The 18,837-nt window shown below is 65.9% G+C and carries 22 protein-coding genes and 2 pseudogenes; 14 read left to right on the top strand and 10 right to left on the bottom strand.

From position 1 onward, the window contains the following. Positions 1 to 34: 34 nt before the first annotated feature. The 8 genes from EYZ64_RS31205 (at position 35) to EYZ64_RS31175 (ending at position 5,968) form a co-directional block, all read left to right on the top strand. Positions 35 to 1,558 carry a nitric oxide reductase activation protein NorD gene (locus EYZ64_RS31205; protein WP_135459596.1) on the top strand — a complete coding sequence of 508 codons (1,524 nt, stop codon included), beginning with the start codon at positions 35 to 37 and terminating at the stop codon, positions 1,556 to 1,558. 14 nt (positions 1,559 to 1,572) lie between these two features. Further along, positions 1,573 to 2,385, top strand: coding sequence for a CbbQ/NirQ/NorQ/GpvN family protein (locus EYZ64_RS31200; protein WP_135459595.1), 813 nt, complete (start codon positions 1,573 to 1,575; stop codon positions 2,383 to 2,385). Then, positions 2,382 to 2,510 (top strand): hypothetical protein, encoded by a 129-nt coding sequence (locus EYZ64_RS32560; RefSeq protein ID WP_286175227.1) that lies wholly within the window; start codon positions 2,382 to 2,384, stop codon positions 2,508 to 2,510. Before EYZ64_RS31200 ends, EYZ64_RS32560 begins: the two co-directional genes overlap by 4 nt. Continuing rightward, positions 2,507 to 3,202, top strand: coding sequence for a hypothetical protein (locus EYZ64_RS31195; protein WP_286175226.1), 696 nt, complete (start codon positions 2,507 to 2,509; stop codon positions 3,200 to 3,202). Before EYZ64_RS32560 ends, EYZ64_RS31195 begins: the two co-directional genes overlap by 4 nt. 27 nt (positions 3,203 to 3,229) lie before the next feature. Further along, positions 3,230 to 3,640: a hypothetical protein gene (locus EYZ64_RS31190; protein WP_135459594.1), complete on the top strand. Its 411-nt coding sequence runs from the start codon at positions 3,230 to 3,232 to the stop codon at positions 3,638 to 3,640. After that, positions 3,641 to 4,891 (top strand): cytochrome P450, encoded by a 1,251-nt coding sequence (locus EYZ64_RS31185; RefSeq protein ID WP_135459593.1) that lies wholly within the window; start codon positions 3,641 to 3,643, stop codon positions 4,889 to 4,891. Between the two features lie 40 nt (positions 4,892 to 4,931). Beyond that, positions 4,932 to 5,471, top strand: a complete 540-nt coding sequence (locus EYZ64_RS31180; protein ID WP_135459592.1) for a hypothetical protein — start codon at positions 4,932 to 4,934, stop codon at positions 5,469 to 5,471. Positions 5,472 to 5,545: 74 nt separating this feature from the next. Next, positions 5,546 to 5,968: a hypothetical protein gene (locus EYZ64_RS31175; protein ID WP_135459591.1), complete on the top strand. Its 423-nt coding sequence runs from the start codon at positions 5,546 to 5,548 to the stop codon at positions 5,966 to 5,968. Here EYZ64_RS31175 and EYZ64_RS31170 read toward each other — a convergent pair. Further along, entirely contained in the window at positions 5,947 to 6,567 is a 621-nt protein-coding gene (locus tag EYZ64_RS31170) for a TetR/AcrR family transcriptional regulator (RefSeq protein WP_135459590.1), read from the bottom strand. The two genes, EYZ64_RS31175 and EYZ64_RS31170, sit on opposite strands and share 22 nt — an antisense overlap. A gap of 163 nt (positions 6,568 to 6,730) precedes the next feature. Here EYZ64_RS31170 and EYZ64_RS31165 point away from each other — a divergent pair, with 163 nt between their 5' ends. Further along, positions 6,731 to 7,636 (top strand): alpha/beta hydrolase, encoded by a 906-nt coding sequence (locus EYZ64_RS31165; protein WP_135459589.1) that lies wholly within the window; start codon positions 6,731 to 6,733, stop codon positions 7,634 to 7,636. Positions 7,637 to 7,710: 74 nt separating this feature from the next. After that, positions 7,711 to 8,010: pseudogene (locus EYZ64_RS31160) on the top strand (pyridine nucleotide-disulfide oxidoreductase); the annotation flags it as partial. A gap of 74 nt (positions 8,011 to 8,084) precedes the next feature. Here the strand turns inward: EYZ64_RS31160 and EYZ64_RS32165 are convergent. Further along, the gene (locus tag EYZ64_RS32165; RefSeq protein WP_167858043.1) at positions 8,085 to 8,663 is read right to left on the bottom strand and encodes a helix-turn-helix transcriptional regulator; all 579 of its coding nucleotides are present in this window, start codon (positions 8,661 to 8,663) and stop codon (positions 8,085 to 8,087) included. A 455-nt stretch (positions 8,664 to 9,118) separates the two neighbouring features. After that, positions 9,119 to 10,135: an alcohol dehydrogenase catalytic domain-containing protein gene (locus tag EYZ64_RS31150; RefSeq protein WP_135459587.1), complete on the bottom strand. Its 1,017-nt coding sequence runs from the start codon at positions 10,133 to 10,135 to the stop codon at positions 9,119 to 9,121. Positions 10,136 to 10,257: 122 nt separating this feature from the next. Here EYZ64_RS31150 and EYZ64_RS31145 point away from each other — a divergent pair, with 122 nt between their 5' ends. Continuing rightward, a complete protein-coding gene (locus tag EYZ64_RS31145) occupies positions 10,258 to 11,253 on the top strand; it encodes an AraC family transcriptional regulator (protein WP_135459586.1) in 996 nt (331 codons plus the stop codon). A gap of 67 nt (positions 11,254 to 11,320) precedes the next feature. Here EYZ64_RS31145 and EYZ64_RS31140 read toward each other — a convergent pair whose 3' ends face one another. Together EYZ64_RS31140 and EYZ64_RS31135 are read right to left on the bottom strand one after the other, a co-directional pair. Continuing rightward, positions 11,321 to 11,773, bottom strand: a complete 453-nt coding sequence (locus EYZ64_RS31140; RefSeq protein ID WP_135459585.1) for a 6,7-dimethyl-8-ribityllumazine synthase — start codon at positions 11,771 to 11,773, stop codon at positions 11,321 to 11,323. Positions 11,774 to 11,782: 9 nt separating this feature from the next. Beyond that, positions 11,783 to 12,544: an alpha/beta hydrolase family protein gene (locus EYZ64_RS31135; protein ID WP_135459584.1), complete on the bottom strand. Its 762-nt coding sequence runs from the start codon at positions 12,542 to 12,544 to the stop codon at positions 11,783 to 11,785. A 235-nt stretch (positions 12,545 to 12,779) separates the two neighbouring features. Between EYZ64_RS31135 and EYZ64_RS31130 the strand changes: the two genes are divergently transcribed. Further along, complete coding sequence (locus EYZ64_RS31130; protein WP_167858042.1) at positions 12,780 to 13,676, top strand: mycobacterial-type methylenetetrahydrofolate reductase; 897 nt, start codon at positions 12,780 to 12,782, stop codon at positions 13,674 to 13,676. Here the strand turns inward: EYZ64_RS31130 and EYZ64_RS31125 are convergent. Then, positions 13,673 to 14,584 carry a LysR family transcriptional regulator gene (locus tag EYZ64_RS31125; protein ID WP_167858041.1) on the bottom strand — a complete coding sequence of 304 codons (912 nt, stop codon included), beginning with the start codon at positions 14,582 to 14,584 and terminating at the stop codon, positions 13,673 to 13,675. The two genes, EYZ64_RS31130 and EYZ64_RS31125, sit on opposite strands and share 4 nt — an antisense overlap. A gap of 78 nt (positions 14,585 to 14,662) precedes the next feature. Between EYZ64_RS31125 and EYZ64_RS31120 the strand changes: the two genes are divergently transcribed. Next, the gene (locus tag EYZ64_RS31120) at positions 14,663 to 15,757 is read left to right on the top strand and encodes a nitrilase-related carbon-nitrogen hydrolase (protein WP_210115604.1); all 1,095 of its coding nucleotides are present in this window, start codon (positions 14,663 to 14,665) and stop codon (positions 15,755 to 15,757) included. Here the strand turns inward: EYZ64_RS31120 and EYZ64_RS31115 are convergent, their stop codons facing one another. From EYZ64_RS31115 to EYZ64_RS31105, 3 genes and pseudogenes are all read right to left on the bottom strand, one after another. Then, positions 15,758 to 16,567: an SDR family NAD(P)-dependent oxidoreductase gene (locus EYZ64_RS31115; protein ID WP_135459581.1), complete on the bottom strand. Its 810-nt coding sequence runs from the start codon at positions 16,565 to 16,567 to the stop codon at positions 15,758 to 15,760. It abuts the gene before it with no gap. A 10-nt stretch (positions 16,568 to 16,577) separates the two neighbouring features. Next, entirely contained in the window at positions 16,578 to 16,982 is a 405-nt protein-coding gene (locus tag EYZ64_RS31110; RefSeq protein ID WP_135459580.1) for a nuclear transport factor 2 family protein, read from the bottom strand. Then, positions 16,979 to 17,185, bottom strand: a pseudogene (locus EYZ64_RS31105) (zinc-binding dehydrogenase); the annotation flags it as partial. The pseudogene EYZ64_RS31105 and the gene EYZ64_RS31110, both read right to left, overlap by 4 nt. Positions 17,186 to 17,321: 136 nt before the next feature. On the opposite strand from EYZ64_RS31105, the gene EYZ64_RS31100 reads away from it, so the two are divergent. Continuing rightward, positions 17,322 to 18,140, top strand: coding sequence for an IclR family transcriptional regulator (locus EYZ64_RS31100; protein WP_135460353.1), 819 nt, complete (start codon positions 17,322 to 17,324; stop codon positions 18,138 to 18,140). Here the strand turns inward: EYZ64_RS31100 and EYZ64_RS31095 are convergent. Further along, positions 18,106 to 18,816 carry a fumarylacetoacetate hydrolase family protein gene (locus EYZ64_RS31095; RefSeq protein ID WP_135459579.1) on the bottom strand — a complete coding sequence of 237 codons (711 nt, stop codon included), beginning with the start codon at positions 18,814 to 18,816 and terminating at the stop codon, positions 18,106 to 18,108. The two genes, EYZ64_RS31100 and EYZ64_RS31095, sit on opposite strands and share 35 nt — an antisense overlap. Between the last annotated feature and the right edge of the window lie 21 nt (positions 18,817 to 18,837).

Genomic DNA, 18,837 nt, shown 5'->3' with positions numbered 1-18,837 from the left:
TGGATGTTCTCCAACATCGGCACGTTCTGAACTGATGGCCGACCACGACGCGCTCGCAGTCGAACGCAGCTGTGCCCTGACCGCCGTAGCGCTGAGCGGCGGCCGCCGTGACGGGGTGCGGCTGGTCACCGGAGAGCAGCGTGGTTTCGGGCTGAGCGCGCCGCTCGACTTCGTGCTGGTTCCCCACCCGGCAGCCGTGCCCACCTGGACCCGACGCTCGTTGACCTGCGGGGTGGCGCTGCAATGCGCCCCGTCGAAGGACCGGCTGGTGCACTACCGACTCAACGAGCTGTCCGGCCGTGAGCTGCGGGCCCTGACGCTGATCGAAGCCGGGGTGGCGCTGGGCTGGATCGCGACCCGTTGGCCCGGCCTGATCAGCGAAACCCGAAGACTTCTACCGGAACTGGGGCACGCCGACGGCGATCTGCCGGCCGCCGACATGCTGCAGCGGGCAGTGGAGCTGGCGCGCGGCCGCGGACAGCTCGATGTCGACCCGCTGCTGGGCCGGCTGCCCGTCGCCTGGACCGCGCCGGCCGGTCTGACCGACGGGTTGCGCCGCAGGTTCGGCCGGATGCCGTGGACCAGTACCCAAAAGCGGCTACCCAGGCCGTATTCCGTGCCGGTCGGCGGTGACGGCGGAGTGCGCAACCCTAATCTGCCGCCCCCGAGCCGGCCGCAGGACAACGACCTCGACGTCACCCCGCAGCACCGGCCGGGCATTCCCTACCCGGAGTGGAACGCGTGGACCGACAGTTTCCTGCGCGATCACGTCGCCGTCGTCGAGCACGCCAAACCGCCGCGCAGCCGCCAGTCTGCGCCGGTATCAGCCGATCTGCGGGCCTGGTTCTCAGAACACACCCACCGTGCGATGACCGACGGCCTGGAGGACGGATCCGACCTGGATGTGGATTCCTATGTGCGCCACCACATCGACCTGGCTACCGGAGAGGCGGGCGAACCCAGGGTATTCCGGGAGTTGTTGCCCAGCAGCCGGGACGTGTCCACGGCGCTGTTGCTCGACGGCAGTTCGTCATTGGGGGTGCACGGCGGCCGGATCTTCCGGCTCGAGCTGGCCTGCGCCGACGCGTTGTCGCGGGCGATGACCCAGGCCCGCGAACGCCACGGCATCTTCGTGTTCTCCGGGAACACCCGGCACCGGGTGGAAGTGCAGTGCCTCAAGGACTTCGAGGACCGGCGGTTCGTCCCGCCGAGCGCGGCCGGCCTGGTCGCCGGGGGATACACCCGCCTGGGCGCGCCCTTGCGACATCTGACCAGTCGCCTGCTCGCCCAACCGTCGGAGCGGCGGCTGCTCATCGTCATCGGCGACGGACTGATCTCCGACGAGGGCTATGAGGGGCGCTACGCCTGGGCGGACACCGCGCATGCGGTCGAGGAGGCCAACGACGCCGGAGTCGCCGTGTACTACGTCGGCGTCGGGCCGACCCGTGTCGATCCCCTGCCCGAGGTGTTCGGACCGCGGCGCTCCCAACGGATCCGCCGCGTCGAGGAGCTTCCGCGCGTGCTGGCGCACGTACACCGCGAACTGGTCGCGGCCTGACTGGAGGGACGGAATTGAGTACTGACGTATATTTCGCCAACGGCAACGAGATTCAGCTGTTCGAGCAGGCCTACGCCCGCCGGATACCGGTGATGCTGACCGGTCCGACCGGCTGCGGCAAGACCCGCCTGGTCGAGCACATGGGTTCGTTGTTGAAGCGCCCGGTGGTGACGATCAGCTGCCACGACGACCTGACCAGCTCCGATCTGGTGGGCCGGTTCATGGTCACCGGCGGCGACGTGGTGTGGACCGACGGGCCACTGACCCGCGCGGTCAAGGCCGGGGCCATCTGTTACCTCGACGAGGTGGTCGAGGCCCGGCACGACTCGCTGGCCATCCTGCATTCGCTCACCGACCATCGCCGCGCGCTGTACCTCGACCGGGCCGGGGAGGTGGTGCGGGCACCGGACACCTTCATGCTGGTGTGCTCCTACAACCCGGCCTACCGCAGTTCGCTCAAGGAGCTCAAACCGTCCTTCCGGCAACGGTTTGCGACGCTGCCGATGACGTACCTACCGCCCGAGCGCGAGGCCGGGGTGATCGTCGCGGAGACCGGAGTCGGTCACGACACCGCAGCGCGTCTGGTGGCCTGTGCCGTGGCGATCCGCAGCGCAGACGCCGCGTTCCATTTCGAGCCGCCCTCGACCCGCGTGCTGGTCACCGCGGCACAGCTCGTCGCGGAGGGCGCCACCGAATTCGACGCCGCCGAGGCCTGCGTGCTCGCGCCGCTGAGCACCGACGGGGCGATCAACGACGGGCTCCGCGAGGTCGCGGCAGCCGGCCTGCTCCACGGTGCGGCCCGAAACCGAGGAAAGGACGCCCGATGAACGAACAGGAGCGAAAGCGCAAGCGCGCGTTGATTGTTCTACAGGTTGTCGTCTACGGCTACCTGTTCACGATGTTCTGCATCCAGCTGTACATGTCCTTCGCCAGGGGCTGGTGGGACCTGTGAACCTGCCGCTGGCCCGGTCTGATTCGGTGACACTCGAGGATCACCACGAGCAGTCCCGGCTGGCTCAACGCCGGGCCGACAAGTGGATGATCGCCGGCGCCCTGCTGATGGGCATGTGGATTCCGGGTCTGATCGGGTTCCCGATCTTCATGCGTGGGGTGTGGTTACAGCGCCAGGCCCAGCGCGACGGCTTGTCGGTGCGGCCGATGATCGTCACGCTGATCGGCTACCTCGTGCTGATCGACGGTGCGCTCAACAGCCTGGGATGGGCGCTGGATCTGGTGGCCAACCACACCCTGATCAACCGCGTGCTGATGGTCGGCTGGGGCTACATGTTCGACGCCGGCTACTTCTGGCACTACAACGAACTCTGGATCGGCGGTTCGGCCGGGCCGGGTGAGAAGTCGATGGTCTTCGGCATGATCGTCACGGTTTTCGCGATGCGTTGCGCCGCGGCCATCGGGTTCCTGCAGATGAAACGCTGGGGACAACAGTGGATGATCGTCACCTGCTGGATGGGCGTGCTGATCTGGTGCGTCTACGTCTTCAACATGACGATGTTCGCCGACGTCCGCTACGCCGGGGTGATCTTCCCGGTGATCGGCTGGTGGCTCTACGACATCTTCTACATCACCCCGTTCCTGGCGATCCCGTACCTGCACACGGTCAACCGCGAAATCTTCACCGACTGAACATCTTTCAAGGAGCGCATGGTGTCGATGACTGACGAAACCGAAACAGACCCGGCACAGGATCTGCCGCCGGGTACCACGCCGTACTACGCGAACATGCACAAATGGATCAAACGGGCCGTGATGGTGTGCCTGGTCGCGCTGGTGGTGGAGGGCGCGTTCACGTTGCCGTTCATGGCCGTCTACTACGGGTATCCGACGCTCAGCCTGACGCAGATCTGCAGTGAGCTGCTCAAGGTCCGCTACTCCGATGACACGTTGGAGTGCAAGCATCCCTACCCGATGTTCGGCCCGCCGGAGGGCGCCGAAGGCAAGGACACCGCCCGCGACGAGTGGGGGATCCAGCCGACCCCGAAGTACGACCGGCTGGGCTTCCGCGAGTTGGTGCGCCGGTACGAGGAACGTCAGGCCCGCCAGGTCGCGGAACAGGGCAAGTAGATGCCCAAGTCGGCTGAAGAGCACGCGCGCAACTGGGATCTGCGCCACGAGGACTTCAACGATCACGACCTGCTGTACGAGGTGTATTCGGTGATGCGCCGGCGCGCACCGATCGCGCACACCGAGTCACCGTTCTTCCCGACCGACGGTGCCTGGGTCGCGCTGGGATACGACGAGTGCTACCAGATCGCCCAGGACTGGCAACAATTCTCCAGCAATCCGACGCCGGAGGGTGCTCAGCAGGCCGGCGGTGATCTGGTGATCACCCTCGATCCACCGCGGCAGCAGAAGTTCCGCAAAGTGCTCAACCCCTACTTCTCCCCGGCACGGATGAAGGCGCTGGCGCCGCAGATCCGGGCCGAAACCGACCTGTTGATAGATGAGTTCATCGAAGACGGGGCAGGGGATCTGGCCCAGGTCGCCTGGCAACAGCCCGGCATCGTGTTCTTCAAGTACCTGCTCGGCATGCCCGTCGGCGATGTCCCGTTGTGCATCGAGCTGGTCGACACCGCTCTCAACGGTGGCACCGAGCAGGACCGGATGCTGGCCTGGGGCGGGTTGTATCAGCATCTGCACGATGCGGTGTCAGCCCGGACCAACGCACCTGCGTGTGATGACATGATCGACGTGCTACTGCACGCCGAGATCGACGGTGAACCTCTGCCGTTCAACGACATCGTGGCCAATGCCATTCTGCTCGTTCAGGCCGGCCTTGAAACGACAGCCAGTGCAATGTCTTTCGCATTCCACTATCTGTCGACGCACCCCGGCGAGCGTGACCGGCTGATCGCCGAGCCCGAGATCCTGCCCAGGGCGGTCGAGGAGTTCATCCGGTTCGCCGGCTCGATCCACAGCCTGCCGCGCACCGTGGCCGAGGACGTCGAGCTGAGCGGGCGCCGGTTCTGCCCTGGCGACTCGGTTCTGGTCAATTACGCCGCGGCCAACCGGGATGCCACCCAGTTCCCGGATCCAGATCGCTGCGTGCTGGACCGTTCCGCCAACCGGCACCTGGGCTTCGGGGCCGGTGTGCACCGGTGCCTCGGCTCCAACCTGGCCCGCCTGGAGTTCGCCATCGGACTCGAGCAGGTGCTCGCCCGGATGCCCGATCTCGCCTCGGATCCCGAAGGCGCCGCGGTGTTCCACGGCAACTCCGTGACGCGTGGCTACCGACGGATCCCGGTCGTGTTCACCACGGGCGAGCGGTCGACTGTATTGCGGGGACCTAACGATTCGGTGGTCTCTCGGGGTTGACGCTCGTGCAAGTAGCAAAGCCGTGGTTCAGTGGTAGTCGATGTCTGGTACCTGGTCCCCGCGTCGCTGTATCACCGCTGCGGTGACGGCGGGTATTGCGTTGCTCGCGGTGGGGATTCCTTCGGCCACGGCCGCCCCGGCCAGTGATGCCCGCGGCTATGTCGATTCCACGGCGCGGTGCGACAGTGCGGACGCGACCGTGCTGTTCGGCAGCACCGACGCCTCGCGGGTGGCGATCTGTTCGGTGTCGGGCGGCAAGTACGAGTATCGCGGTGTGCGGTTGCGCGACGGCGCCAAGTTGATCATGCCGGCCACACGCAACGACGACGGTGCGTTCCGCGTGGAGAATGCCGGGATCGAATACCTGGTGACCTCGAAGTCGCTGGTGCTCAGCGTGGGGGAGAAGGTGATCCGCGAGGAGTCGATGATCGACTTCCATCGCCCGGGAGCGCCCGCGGCTCAGGACGTACCGAAGTCCCCGGGTACGGCCCCGGCTCCCGCGACAGCGGCGCCCACGCCGACAACTCCGCTACCGCCGCCGCTTGCCGCCGAAGTCGGTGGAAGCGGCGCCCGTCGTTGAGCCGCTAACCCGCTGACCTGCGCCATCGTCGGTGCCGTTGAACGCAGGCAATGAAAATGATAATCATTAACGGTATGCGTGAGTGCTCGTCGCCCCTGCCGGCATCTGATCTGGACCGCCTGAGACCGGGAACGATCTGTCTGACGGTTCCGCTCGTCGACGAGGTCGTCCAGGTGGGTATCGGCGGCGAGTTTTCGACCACCGTCGTCGCGGTCTCGGTGACGGCGTCATCCGTGCGGGTGCGCCGGCTCGACGGCCGGCGGCTCCAGGCGCACATCGTCGAGGGCTGGCAGGGTGCAACCGAGCCCGGCGTGGCGACTCCGGTATTCGGCGAGCCGGTCGAGGCTTTGGTGCTCGAACGCCGCGGCGGGCGCTGGGTTCCGGGCCCGGGTCTGTGCCGTCGGATCGTCCACCTCGATCCGTTTGTCGGCACGCTCGCACGATTCGCCCTGGCCAAGCAGGCACGTACCGCCGATCAGGCAGTAGGTGCGGCGTAGCTCTGCAGGTACCGGGTCAAAGCCCGTTCGCCCTCGGTGAGGATCGCGCGGTCTGTTTCCGGGCCGGCGTGGAAGGCCATCTCCAGCAGACGATCACCCATCTCCACCGCCACCATCGTCACCAGGGGATCGGTGCCTACGCGGAGTAGACCCCAACGCAGCAGCCCGGCGTGCAGGGCGTAGGCGAACTCGGCCCGGCGCGCCCGCGGGTCGGCGAGCAGGCCGCTGGCCAGGCTGGTGTAGTGCAGGTTGACCAGGTGCGGGTGGTTACGAAGGTGCTCGTAGTGGAATTCGAAGATGCCGTGGGCGACCTCGGCCAGGCTGGTCGGGGCGAGCGCGGCGAGTATCGCCGCGCCTTCGGCGTCACGCCGGTCGAGGTGGTCGGAGACGATCTCCTGAAGGATCGCGTCGCGGTTGGGGAAGAACTGATAGACCGTCGCGACCGGGACCTCGGCCCGGTGAGCGATTGCCCGGGTCGTGACGGCGTCGACGCCCTGCGTTTCGAGTAGTTCCAGTGCTGCGGTCCGGATTCGTTCGACGCGTCGTCGGCTGCGCTCCTGCACAGGTTGTCGTCGCCGTAACGGCTTGTGGGTGACCACCTAGAAATCGTCGCACACGAAAAATGTGAACCCGATTCATGTTAACTATTGTCCCGGGCGTTTCAAGGGGCCAAGGGCTGAGTGCTATGCCGCAGCGCACGGTTGCGACCTCGCGTGGTTGAACTCACAGGGTTGGGACAGTGCGCCGGTACCGTGGGCAATCGTGTCGATACTGTCCACGCCCCTGGTGGCCGATTCCTTGGCCAGGTTGTTCTCCGCGACGGCGCGTCCGACGCCCATGCGCGGCGTCCGGTTCCCCGAAATCACCGGCAGCACAACGCTGATCGAAATCCCGACCCGTCACGGTGAGGTGGCCGCGACGGTGTACCACCCGCCGTCGGGCGACGCGAAGCCCGCGGTGTACGTGAACGTGCACGGCGGGGGCTTCGTCGTCGGGCACCGCGAACAGGACGACCCGTGGTGCCGTTTTCTCGCCGCCCACGCGGATGTCGTTGTGGTCAATGTCGATTACCTGTTGGCTCCGGGGCACCGTTTCCCCACACCGGTCGAACAGATCTATGACGTGCTCAGCTGGGCAGCGGCGCCCGAGCGGGACTGGGACGGCACTCGGCTGTGCGTCGGAGGCCAGAGCGCGGGTGGCAGCCTGTCTGCGGGGGCCGCCCGGCTGGCCTTCGAGAAGGGCGGGCCGCAGATCGCACTCCAGTTTCTGCACTACCCGCCGCTGGATCTCGTCACCGCCACAAGGGACAAGCACTCCCCGCGGGATGCCAAGGCGGTGTTGAAGCCGTGGATGGGCGACGTGTTCGACACCGCGTACGTCCCCGATCGCGCGCAGCGCACTGACCGTCTGGTGTCCCCGGTGTGGGGAGCCAACGCCGACGGACTCGAGGGGATCGCCCCGGCGCTGATCGTCACCGCCGAATACGACCGGCTGCGCGACGAGGCGTGGCAGTACGCGCAGAAGCTCGAGGCGGTGGGCGCCCTGGCCGAGTATCACGAAGTGCCCGACGTCGACCACGGCTACAACATCATGAGCAACGCAACCGAGGTCACCCGCAAGGTCTACGAGCGGATCGCCGCGCACGTCCGCCGCGCCACCGCACCGTGACGCGGATCTCGTTGGGAAGGTCTTGCGGGATGGTCACCTGTATTTAGGCTTCACTTACCTGATGCCGCCTACGGACGGGATGGATCAAACGCGGACCGATCGGCCTGATCGGGCACACCAAGTCCGATGCGGCCGAAACCGTCACGAGTCTGCTCAACGACCTGCCGGGCCTGCGGGCCCCCGAAACCGCCGACCCTGACGCGATACTCGCGCATCTGGCGGCCGGCGGTGTCGACTACACCACCTGGGCCGAATGGGAACGCCTCGACGCCCACGAGGTGTCACGGGGCGAGGTGCAGGGCCGTGAAGGCGTGAAGGTGGTCGCGCGCGAGGACATGATCCAGGCCGGACGCGACGCCCTCGTGCGCGACTGATCAGGATCGCGTTCTTCTTCGGGTAGCCCGATGACCGAACGGCGCAAGCGGCGCCCAACTCTTGCGGCGCATGCTTAGTCGTGGCTTTTGGTGGTGGTGGTGCGGTATTGCGCTGGGGTGAGGCCCGTGCGCTTCTTGAATGTAGTGCTGAAGTGGCTGTGAGTTGTGAATCCCAGTGCGGCACTTATTTCAGTGATCGACCGATCGGTGCTGTTGAGCAGGGTCTTGGCGTGCCTGATACGCCGGTCGAGGATGAACTGATGCGGCGTGGTGGGAAACGCCGCGGCAAACGCTCTGGTGAACCCGCCGACCGTCATACCCACCAGGTCAGCCAGTGTTGCCACGCTGGTGTCGGTCTCACCGCCAGGTGTGTCGATGTGGTTGAGCAGCTGGATCTGTTGTTCGTGGGTGAGGTGACGGGTTGCGTGCGGGTGCGGCGTGGCTGCGGGCGTAAACCGATCGATCAGGTGCAGGCGAAGGGCTTCGGTGAGGGATGCGGTCAGCAGACGCGCGGTCGAGTCGTTGCGTTCGGCGAGCTGTCGCATGTGTTCGACGAGGTGGAGCGTGAATGGGTGGCGTCGCTGGATCACCGACGTGGTGGCATTGACATCGAAAGGCTGGAGTGGGAGCAGGATTTCACAGACTTCCGCCACGGGTCCCAGCGTCACCGCCCCGGTGCGCCAGTCTGCCGGTAACACCCACAGGTCAGCGCGCCTGAGATGTAACTCGGTAGATACGACCCGGCTCGGTCGGAGGCATTGGGGGCTGGGGCACATGATGATCCGCTGCGGCGTGTGAACGTGCCACTCGGGGTGTTCGATCACCGGGTCCGAGGCGAATGCGGCGACAACCCACATCTGTGATGTCCGGTCGCGACGCGGCCCGCTGGAGGAGCGGGGCCGGTGAGAGGATTCGTCCCCGGACGGCGGTATGCGGGACGCGGCGTGGTGGCCATATTCTCGATGAGGCGTTGTCATTTCTGCGCTTCTAATCTGCGGAACCGCACCACCATCGCAGCGAAGAATCAACGAGAACGTCGGTGACCAGCGCCCGCTCAATGGCGTCGAGGGCCGGCATCTGCTCGGTGAGCTGCAGCTGATGCTCCCGCTTAGTAAGTGACGACCGCGCGGAACCGTACGTCGCCCTCGATGACCTTGGTCACGGCAGTACTGACCTGTTCCTTGGGGAAGGTTTCGATCATCGGCGTGACTTTCCCGGCCGCGGCAAACTCCAGGGCCTCGGTGAGATACCGCAGCCCGTTGTGCGTCGAGCCAATGACCTTCTGCCGCTGGGCGAAGAAGGGCCGCTGCCGGTCGGTCGGAATGACGATATCTGCCAAGGGATCGAGTCCCATTGAGATCGCGCGGCCGTCGTGGCGCAGGCCCCGCAACGCGTCGGCGCCTTGGTCGTAGGAGTTACTGCAGAGCAGAAGCACATCGGCTCCCCCGGCGGCCAGCAGCTCTTCACCGTTCGCCACCACCTCGTGTGCTCCGAGTTTCCGGGCCAGCTCCTTCTTGTCGGGTGAGTGGGTGACAGCGATCGTCTGGAGCCCGGATGCCGCCGCGAACTGCACTGCCAGGTGCCCCAGACCACCGATACCGACGATCGCGACGCGCTCATGCGGTGCCGGCTCGGCGGCGCGCAGCCCGCTCCAGGTGGTGTACCCGGCGCAGAAAATCGGTGCGGCCAGCTCGAAGGACAAACTGTCCGGTATCAGCACGGTGCCGGTCGCGGTGACGGCGATGTATTCGGCATGTCCGCCCTGGGCGTTGAAGCCGGTCAGCCGGGGTCCGGCGCAATTGACAGCGGCCTGCCCCGACAGCGGCAGGTTCTCCTGGCAGTAGTCACAGCGCCCACAGGTCGACTGCACCCAGGTAGTCCCGACACGATCGCCTACCCGCCGCGTGTCCACCCCGGCCCCCACCTCGACAACCTCACCGACCACTTCGTGCCCGGTGATGAGCGGAAAGAGGTCGCCCGCCGCTCCCCGTGTGGTCCAGACGTCGGTGAAGCAAATGCCGCAAGCATGCACCTTGATCAGCACCTGGCCAGGTCCGGCCACCGGTGTCGGCACCTCACGCAATTCCCACGCGCCGTTGATTTCCGGGATAACCGCGGCCTTCATGTGTTAGCTCTCCTTAGGTGTCCCGCCGACTCTGAGCCGCCAACGTTAAATGGAGCAAACTGCTCTGTCACTAGCAGATCGCGCCACGTTGGCAATGTGGCGCACGCGATAAAGTCATCGCAATGGGCGCAGACTCCGGGACTTTCACACTTTCGCCAGCGATCACGCCACTGCTTCATAACCTGGGCATTCGGATCGATACTGTGTTGCGGCAGGCTGAGTTGCCGCCAAACGTCTTCACCGAGGGCACGACCGACCTGACGAGTGAGCGCTACTTTGCGTTCTGGCGAGCACTTGAACGTGAGAGCGGGCACGAGGCTCTACCCGTTGCGATCGCTCGGACACTCAGTGCCGAAGTGTTCGACGCACCGATATTTGCTGCACTCTGCAGTCCCAACCTCAATGTTGCGGCCCAGCGGATAGCCAAGTTCAAACATCTGATCGGGCCGATCGACGTCACTGTCGACCAAGACAGCGAACGCACCCTGCTGACCTATACCTGGTTGACCGAAGCGTTGCCGCCCTCGGTGCTGACGACTAGTGAGCTGCTCTTCTGGACAGCATTGGCGCGGCTGGCAACCCGGCAGCACATCACTCCGCTGCGGGTGTGCGCGACCGAGCCACCACCTCCATCGGAGGTCATCCGGGAGTACCTGGGCACCGATATCGAACAAGGTCCGGTTGATGCAATCATCTTCTCCGCCGAAGACTGCGGGTTGCCCTTCCATACCGAGAACGTGCAGATGTGGAACTACTTCGCGCCTCAACTTCGCGCCCGTTTATCGGAGCTGACGCAGTCCTCGCCGATGGTCGAACGGGTGCGGACCGTCCTGCTGGAGGCCCTGCCTGCCGGCCAGAGTGACATCGCCTCCGTCGCTCGGCGATTGAATACAAGCACCCGGACACTGCAGCGGCAGCTCCAGCTCGAAGACAGCAACTTCCAAGCGGTACTCAACAAGACGCGGGAGAACTTGGCTCGTCACTATCTGTCGAAGGGCGATACCAGCACCAGCCAGATTGCCCTCCTACTCGGTTACGAAGACACCAATTCGTTCTTCCGCGCTTTCCGCAGCTGGACCGGCCAAACCCCCGAACAAACGCGACTTCCGGCACCGTGAATCGCGGGTGGATCTGTCCGCAGCTCGATGGCATTCCCCTACACGAGGGTGCCCGAACGGGCCGACATCAACCCAGTGAGCTGTGCAGGGCCAGGGTCGCCGCGACGGCGTTGGCCGCCTCGGCGCCCTTCTTGACGAAGTGCTTGGTGAAGTAGTCGATGTGCTCGTCGTGCTCGTGGAAATGGTGCGGAGTGAGCACGACCGAGAACACCGGCACGTCGGTGTCGAGTTGCACGCGCATCAGCCCGTCGATCACCGCAGTGGCCACGAAGTCGTGACGGTAGATGCCGCCGTCGACGACGAGGCCGGCCGCGACGATCGCCCGGTAACGCCCGGTGAGTGCCAGACGCTTTGCGGTGAGCGGAATTTCGAAGGCACCGGGCACCTCGAAGAATTCGAGGGCCGCGCCGTCGACGCCGTGGGTGCCGATCTGCTCGGTGAATCCCTCGCGCGCCTTGTCGACGATGTTGCGATGCCAGGTGGCTTGCACGAACGCGATCTGAGTGGCTGCGTCAGACATGTGGTGACGCTATCGCACGTCGAGGTAGGCATCGGCCCAGGCGCCGATGATCCGTCCGGCGCGTTTGGCCTGCCCGGGTCCGGTCAGCAGGTGTTCGGAGCCTTCCAGCGAGACGAAGCTGCGTGGATGGCGAGCGGCCCAGAAGATGTCGCTCGCGTTCTTGATGCCGACGGTGTTGTCGGTCGGGGAGTGCAGGATGAGCAGCGGCAGTCTGAGGCCTCTGATCTTGTCGAGCAGCTCGGTGGCCCGGACATCCTCGATGAAGGCCCGCTTGAGTGTCAGCGTCTTCCCGCCGACCATCCACTCGCCGCTGCCCTCGGCGCAGACCTGGTCGATCACCGCGTCGTACTGACGCTCGACGTGGGTGGGGTCGAACGGCGCGCCCACGGTCACCACGGCCCGCACGCCGGGGGATTGCCGGGCCGCGGCGATCACCGCCGCGCCGCCCCACGAATGCCCGATCAGGAGGTCGGCCGGGGTACCGCGCTCGGCCATGAACGTGCAGGCGGCGATCACGTCATTGGCCTTGGCGGTGAAGGAGCCGTCGCCCCAGTCTCCTTCCGAGTCGCCCAGGCCCAGCGCGTCGAAGCGCAACATCCCGATGCCGTCGGCGGCCAGCTGCTTGCAGATGCGAGAGGCGGCCGGTGAGTCCTTGCCGAGGGTGAAACCGTGCGAGAAGACCCCCCAGCCCCGCACCGGCCCGTCGGGCCGATCGATCACACCGGCCAGCATCGGGCCCGTCGAGCTGGGGAAGGTGACGCGCTCAGCCATGAGGGTGGTTTACCACGTAGAGAGCGGTGCCGCGAGGAACGGAAGCGCAGCTCGGGCAGGAAGCGGCCCGGCACTCTAGTTAGCCTGGCGCCGTACTTTGCCTGAAATGCGGCGTTGGTGGGGAGGTACCTGCTTGGTTGCCAGCCTGGCTCCGTAGTCTGGAGGTCAACGTCTGCTGCTGGTCAGTGCCGCCCGGCATGCTGCGACTGAACGCAATGAGATGTGGAGCAAGTTCGTGCCCCTGAACACCATCGCGCTGGAACTCGTCCCGCCGAACCTCGAACGCGGCGTGCAGTACCCCATTGACGAGGCACGGAAAGTGCTCGCGTTGGCGGCCGAGGCCGGCATCGAAGGGCGGATCCGGCACGTCATGATCCCCGGGATGATCGACGAGGACGACGACCGTCCGATCGAGATGAAGCCGCGGATGGATGTCCTGGAGTACTGGAACATCCTGCGGCCCGAACTTCCCGATATGCGCGGCTTGTGCACCCAGGTCACGTCGTTCCTGGACGAGGCCGCCCTGGGCGGGCGGCTGATCGAGCTGAGCGGGGCCGGTTTCGATGGCATCGCGTTCGTCGGCGTGCCCCGGACCATGAAGGACGGCGAGGGCGAGGGCGTCGCACCCACGGACGCCCTCTCGATCTATGAGCAGCTGGTTCCCAACCGGGGCGCCATCCTCATCCCAACCCGCGAGGGTGAGCAGGGCCGGTTCAAATTCAAGTGCGAGCGGGGCGCGACGTACGGCATGACACAGTTGCTGTACTCCGACGCCATCGTCGGTTTCCTCAAAGAGTTCGCCGAGACCACCGATCACCGGCCCGAGATCCTGCTGTCATTCGGCTTCGTGCCGAAGATGGAGTCCAGGGTCGGGCTGATCAACTGGCTGATCCAGGATCCGGGCAATGAGGCCGTGGCCGCCGAGCAGGAGTTCGTCAGCCAGCTGGCCGAACGTGACTCGGATGAGAAGCGCAAGCTGATGCTGGACCTGTACAAGCGGGTGATCGACGGGGTGGCCGATCTCGGCTTCCCGCTGAGCATCCACTTCGAGGCGGCCTACGGGGTGTCGAAGCCCGCATTCGAGACCTTCGCCGAGATGCTCGCCTACTGGGCGCCGGACCGGGTTTCCTAGCTCGTCTCCAGGTCCCCCTTGATACCGGCCTGCTCCAGGAATGCCTGTGCAGTTGCCGGGATCCGTTGTCGATGCCAGATCAAGACCAGGGGCCGCTCGGGGCGCGGCCGGCGCAATTCGATGGTCGCGATGTGGGGCCGGGCCCACTCGGCGGTCGACCGCGGCATGAGCGCGATCCCGAGCCCGGCCCCAACAAGTTCAGCGAGATCGGTGAGGTGGTCGGTCTCGGCCCTGACATCCGGCGTGAACCCCACTTCTGCACAAGCTGTTTCGAGAACGGTGCGTAACCCTGTCCCATTGGTGAGGCATGCGAAGCGCTCGTCGCGCAGTGCGGATATCGCGACCGACGACTGTTCCGCGAGCGGGTGATCACGTGCCACCGCCACCACCAGGGGTTCGGTGACCAGGGCGGCCGCAGCGAGCGCGGCAGGTAGACGCTGCCTGGTCGGGCCGCCGAGAAGCCGCTCGCCGATCAGCCCGATGAGCGCGGTGTCGATGCGGCCGGCCAGGACGTCGGCGACGAGCGAGTCGGAATCGTTGACGCGCAACGTGATCCGCACCTCGTGGTGGCGATGCTGAAATATCCGCAGCGGGGTCAGAAGCTCCGCTGGTGGTGACGCCACGGTACCGATCGTCAAGCGACCGGCAAGAACGCCGTGTAGTGCAGCGACGGCGTGTCGCCCGGCCGCCACCGTGTCCAGAACGGCTCGGGCGTGCGGCAGGAACGCCTCGCCCTCGGCGGTGAGCCGGACCCGGCGCTCGGACCTGTCGAACAACCTGACACCCAGTTCCCGTTCAAGCTGGGCGATCTGCTGACTGATCGCTGGTTGCGCAACGTGTGCCCGCAACGCGGCGCGGGTGAATCCGCCCTCCTCCACCACCGCGAGCAGATACTCGAGCTGGCGCATTTCCATAAGTGAAGCTTATTCAGATCGATCGGAAACATATATTCGACTTCTGGCAATGGGGCGGGCAATGTTGAATTTGTGAACCCCGCAGACAACCGACTGATCGATCCGTACAACGCGGTCGGCCTGATCCCCAACTTCCAGCCCATCAGCGGTCGAGCTGACATCGCTGTCAACATCGACCACCTCGAACACCTGGCAGCGGGCGCGTTCTGGCTGTCGAATCTCGATATCCCGGTGCGGTTGCTGGCCATTCCAGAGGGGGCACTGCAGGGTTTCACCGACGAGATCCGTGATGCCGACCATGCCGAGTATGCGGCGACGTGTGCCATCGACATCCCGGGGCCGGAAACCGACCGACTGGGGGAGATGGCGCGGCGCTGGAATGTGTTCGTCATGGGTCAGGCGAAGGCGCGGCATCCCGAGTGGAAGGACCTGTTCTTCAACGTCGGGTTTGTGATCGCCCCGTCCGGTGAGATAGTGCTACAGCACTACAAGCTGAACGCGCTTCTGCCGGTGGAGCGTTCGGTTTCGCCGCACGATCTGTTCGACTGGTGGGTAGAGCGGTACGGCAGGACCCTCGACGCGTTCTGGCCCGTGGCAGATACCGAGATCGGCCGACTCGGCGTGATGATGGCCATGGAGGGCAACTTCCCGGAAAACGGTCGGGGCCTGGCGATGAACGGCGCCGAGGTGGTTTACCGGGCCTCGCTGCCGGCGGCATTCACCGAGAACGATGTCTTCGAAATCAGCAATCGTGCCCGGGCACTGGAGAACAACTTCTACGTCGTGGCACCGAACATCGGTGGCAGCATCGAGAACGGAGCACCACCGATCGATGCCGGCGGCGGACGGTCGATGATCGTCGACTACAAAGGCGGAATCGTCGGTAAACAGTTCGACACCAACGGCTCGACCTTTGTCGCGGGCACCGTCAACATCCAGGCGCTGCGGCACCACCGGGCCTCTGCGCAGGTGACGAATTGGCTCAAAGATGTCCGTACCGAGCTCGCGGAGATCATCTACGAACGCCCCATGTACCCGAAAAACCGCTATCTACACCGAATCCCGGGAAACCACGCGGAGTTTCGGCGAGAAGTTATCGAGCGCCAGATCGAGCTACTTACCGAGCGCGACATCTGGCGGCCGCCGTACCAGAATCCGACGGCATGATCAGCCCATCGCAGCGGTGACCGCCTGCGCGATGAACCGCACGGCGTCGCTGCGACTGATCGCGGCCATCAGTTGTGCGGCGGCTTGGGTTTCGGGACCCACCAGGCACGTCGGTCCCTCGGTGAGGTTGGCGAACGCGGCCGCCACCACATCCTCGACGGCTGCGGCGCCCGGCGGTGTCTGTGCCGGAGAGTCGATCTGGCCCCGTTCGTGCTCGAGCCTGCGCAGTGCGGGAGTGTCCGTCTTGCCCAGGATCAACCCGAGCACATCGACACCCTTATCGTGCAGCTCGGTCCACAACGCCTCGGCGAACACCATGTCGAAGGCCTTGCTCGCACCGTAGGCCACCATGTTCGGACCGCCGGCGAATCCGGCGCCGGACCCGAAGATGATGATGCCGCCGCGGCCCCGATCCACCATCGGTTGTGCGTAGTGGTGGCACAGCTGCATCGGCACCATGCAGTTGCGCTGCACCAGTGATTCCGCGTCCGCGAGCGGCCCGGACAGGAACGGTGCGAAGTTGGGATCGGCGCCTGCGCAGTACACCAGGAAGCCGATGTCCAGATCCGAGGTGGCTGAGATCACCTCAGCGGCAGCTGCAGGTGCGGCCAGATCAATTGCCAGCGTGCGGGTTTGCACTCCGGTCCGGGCTGCGATACCTGAGGCAACATCGTCGAGAACAGTTTGGCGCCGGGCCAGCAGTACCACGTTGAGGCCGCGGCGGGCCAGCTCTTCGGCCATCGCCGAACCGACTCCGTCGGAGGCCCCGGCCACGAGTGCCCACGGCCCGTACCTGTCTGCGAATTCCATCGATGACTCCTTAGACCGCAACGACTCGGACCGGGGTGAAGTGCCTGCGTGCGATGCGCCAACCGCCGGTGGCGCGCACCAGCTCGTCGTCGTAGAAGCCGACGGCGTTGACGCCGGAGTTGTTGTCTTGAGCCATGATCAGCGCGTCGACGTAGGTGCGGGCCGTTGCGGCGTCACCGTCGACGGCGATTGCGTGGTTACTCAACCGGTGCATGGTGTGTCCGGCCATCGCGTGGGTTTGATCCATGAACTCGGTGACCGCGTCCACTCCGTTCCAGGCACCGATCTCGCCGTAGTCGAGCACGCAGTCGTCGGTGAACACGGTCCGGAACAGCGGCCAGTCCCGCCGGTCGATGCCGGTCGCGTAGCGGACCAGCACGTCGGCGATTTCCAGGCGGTCTTCGTGGTAGGTCATGCGTGATCTCCGTTCGGATGCACAATGATTCGGGCCGGCCCTGCCGAACGGCGGGCCAGGTCGAGCGCGTCGGGAACCTCGTCGAGCGGCACCACCATGCCGATGCTGGGCGTCGGGTCCAGGTCTCCTGTGACGATGGCGTCCAGCGTCCCGTACCAGGCCTGCGGCCACGGTCCACCGCCGAACTGCAGGGTCACGCCCTGGCAAGACGACTGCGCGCATCGCACCTATCAATTCTCGAATAGTCGAGATAATCTCTCGAATTAACAAGACCGACTGTAGGAACCGCCCAGAGGGGAGTCAAGGGTGCGCGGTGCAAGCTCGGCGCCGACGAGCCGGGTGCTGGATGTGATCGAGTTGCTGGCAAGTTCCGGCGATGCGCGGTTGCGGTTCTCCGATGTGGTCAGCGCACTGGACCTGACGCAGGCCACCGCACACGCGATCCTCAAGACCTTGTGCGACCGGGGCTGGCTGATCCGTGATCCCGTGGACAAGACGTTCGCGCTGGGACCGGGCCTGGCCGTGGTGGCTGCCCGAACCGAGGCGGCGCGACCGCTGGCACATGTGGCTCGCATTGCCGCACAAGAACTTTCAGAGCAGTTCGGGCATGCCGCCTCTGTGGTCGAACGGGTCGCCGATGAACTGGTGATCACCGCGTTCGAAGGCGCCGGGCCGCGGCCGGCGGGCACGCCGGGGGATCGCATCCGGTACGCGCCGCCGTTCGGCGTCGCCTTCGCCGCCTGGGATTCGCCCGTTGGGCAGCGGGCCTGGATCGAGCGTGCACCCGCGGCCATCGCGCGGCGGCTGGAGCAGGTGCTGGCCCAGACCAGGGAGCAGGGTTTCGACGTCGACTGGACGACGCCGGATCTGACCCGGGCCGCGCAGATGGTCGGCTCACTGCCGAGTGACGGACTGCCCGACCACGTCCGCGGCATCACCGATCAACTGCTCGCTGAGTTCACCACCATCGGCCTGGCGGCCGGCGACGCGGCCGGCAAGGCACAGCCGGTGGCCACGATCGCCGCACCGGTGTTCGACGCTCACGGCCGGGTCGCACTCATCCTGTCGGTACACCCGCTGCGGCCCATGACCGCCCGCCAGGTGGACACCGCAGGGCAGCGGGTCAGGCGGGCCGCCGATCGGCTGAGCCGACCGTGAAGCTGAACTCGGCAACCCCGTCGACACCACCGGAGACCACGTCGCCGGGTTGCATCGGACCGACCCCGGCCGGGGTTCCGCTGTAGATCAGGTCGCCCGGTGCCAGGTCGACGGCAGCCGAGATCGCGCTGATGACCTCCGGCACCGTCCAGATCAGGTCCTTGAGGTCACCGTGCTGCTTGAGCTCGCCGTTGACCCGCAGCCAGATCTCGCCGCTGTCGGGGTGACCGACTTCGGCGACCGGATGGATCGGCGTGCACGGGGCGGATGCGTCGAACCCCTTGGCCCAATCCCAGGGCCGGCTGAGCTTCTTGGCCTCGTCCTGCAGATCGCGCCGGGTCAGGTCGACGCCGACCCCGTAGCCCCAGACCAGGCCCAGCGCGTCGTCCGGTGCCACGTCGCGGCCCCTGGCACCCAGCGCCACCACGAGCTCGATCTCGTGGTGAAACGACGAGGTCAGCGACGGGTAGGGGACGGTGCCCGCCGCATCGATCACAGCGTCGGCCGGCTTCATGAAGAAGAACGGCGGTTCCCGGTCGGGGTCCTTGCCCATCTCCCGCGCGTGGGCCGCGTAATTGCGTCCGACGCAGAACACCCGTCGCACCGGGAAGCGCTCGGGCCCGGTGCTCACCGGCAGCGACGCCTGTGGTGGCGGTGGGATCACGAAGTCGGCCATGGGAACCATCTTCCCCGGCTG

Origin of the sequence: Mycobacterium sp. DL99, assembly GCF_004762045.1 — a bacterium.
In the GTDB taxonomy this organism is placed as follows: Bacteria; Actinomycetota; Actinomycetes; order Mycobacteriales; family Mycobacteriaceae; genus Mycobacterium.
Note: the sequence above shows the minus strand (reverse complement) of the source record. Positions and strands in the feature narration are given on the sequence as shown.

Bases quoted from the DNA above. Each gene is read 5' to 3' on its own strand.
- EYZ64_RS31180 (WP_135459592.1), top strand. From the start codon at position 4,932: ATGTCTGGTACCTGGTCCCCGCGTCGCTGTATCACCGCTGCGGTGACG.
- EYZ64_RS31095 (WP_135459579.1), bottom strand. From the start codon at position 18,816: ATGGCCGACTTCGTGATCCCACCGCCACCACAGGCGTCGCTGCCGGTG.
- EYZ64_RS31125 (WP_167858041.1), bottom strand. From the start codon at position 14,584: ATGCGCCAGCTCGAGTATCTGCTCGCGGTGGTGGAGGAGGGCGGATTC.
- EYZ64_RS32560 (WP_286175227.1), top strand. From the start codon at position 2,382: ATGAACGAACAGGAGCGAAAGCGCAAGCGCGCGTTGATTGTTCTACAG.
- EYZ64_RS31205 (WP_135459596.1), top strand. From the start codon at position 35: ATGGCCGACCACGACGCGCTCGCAGTCGAACGCAGCTGTGCCCTGACC.
- EYZ64_RS31150 (WP_135459587.1), bottom strand. From the start codon at position 10,135: ATGAAGGCCGCGGTTATCCCGGAAATCAACGGCGCGTGGGAATTGCGT.
- EYZ64_RS31190 (WP_135459594.1), top strand. From the start codon at position 3,230: ATGACTGACGAAACCGAAACAGACCCGGCACAGGATCTGCCGCCGGGT.
- EYZ64_RS31115 (WP_135459581.1), bottom strand. From the start codon at position 16,567: ATGGAATTCGCAGACAGGTACGGGCCGTGGGCACTCGTGGCCGGGGCC.
- EYZ64_RS31135 (WP_135459584.1), bottom strand. From the start codon at position 12,544: ATGGCTGAGCGCGTCACCTTCCCCAGCTCGACGGGCCCGATGCTGGCC.
- EYZ64_RS31110 (WP_135459580.1), bottom strand. From the start codon at position 16,982: ATGACCTACCACGAAGACCGCCTGGAAATCGCCGACGTGCTGGTCCGC.
- EYZ64_RS31185 (WP_135459593.1), top strand. From the start codon at position 3,641: ATGCCCAAGTCGGCTGAAGAGCACGCGCGCAACTGGGATCTGCGCCAC.
- EYZ64_RS31140 (WP_135459585.1), bottom strand. From the start codon at position 11,773: ATGTCTGACGCAGCCACTCAGATCGCGTTCGTGCAAGCCACCTGGCAT.
- EYZ64_RS31145 (WP_135459586.1), top strand. From the start codon at position 10,258: ATGGGCGCAGACTCCGGGACTTTCACACTTTCGCCAGCGATCACGCCA.
- EYZ64_RS31175 (WP_135459591.1), top strand. From the start codon at position 5,546: ATGCGTGAGTGCTCGTCGCCCCTGCCGGCATCTGATCTGGACCGCCTG.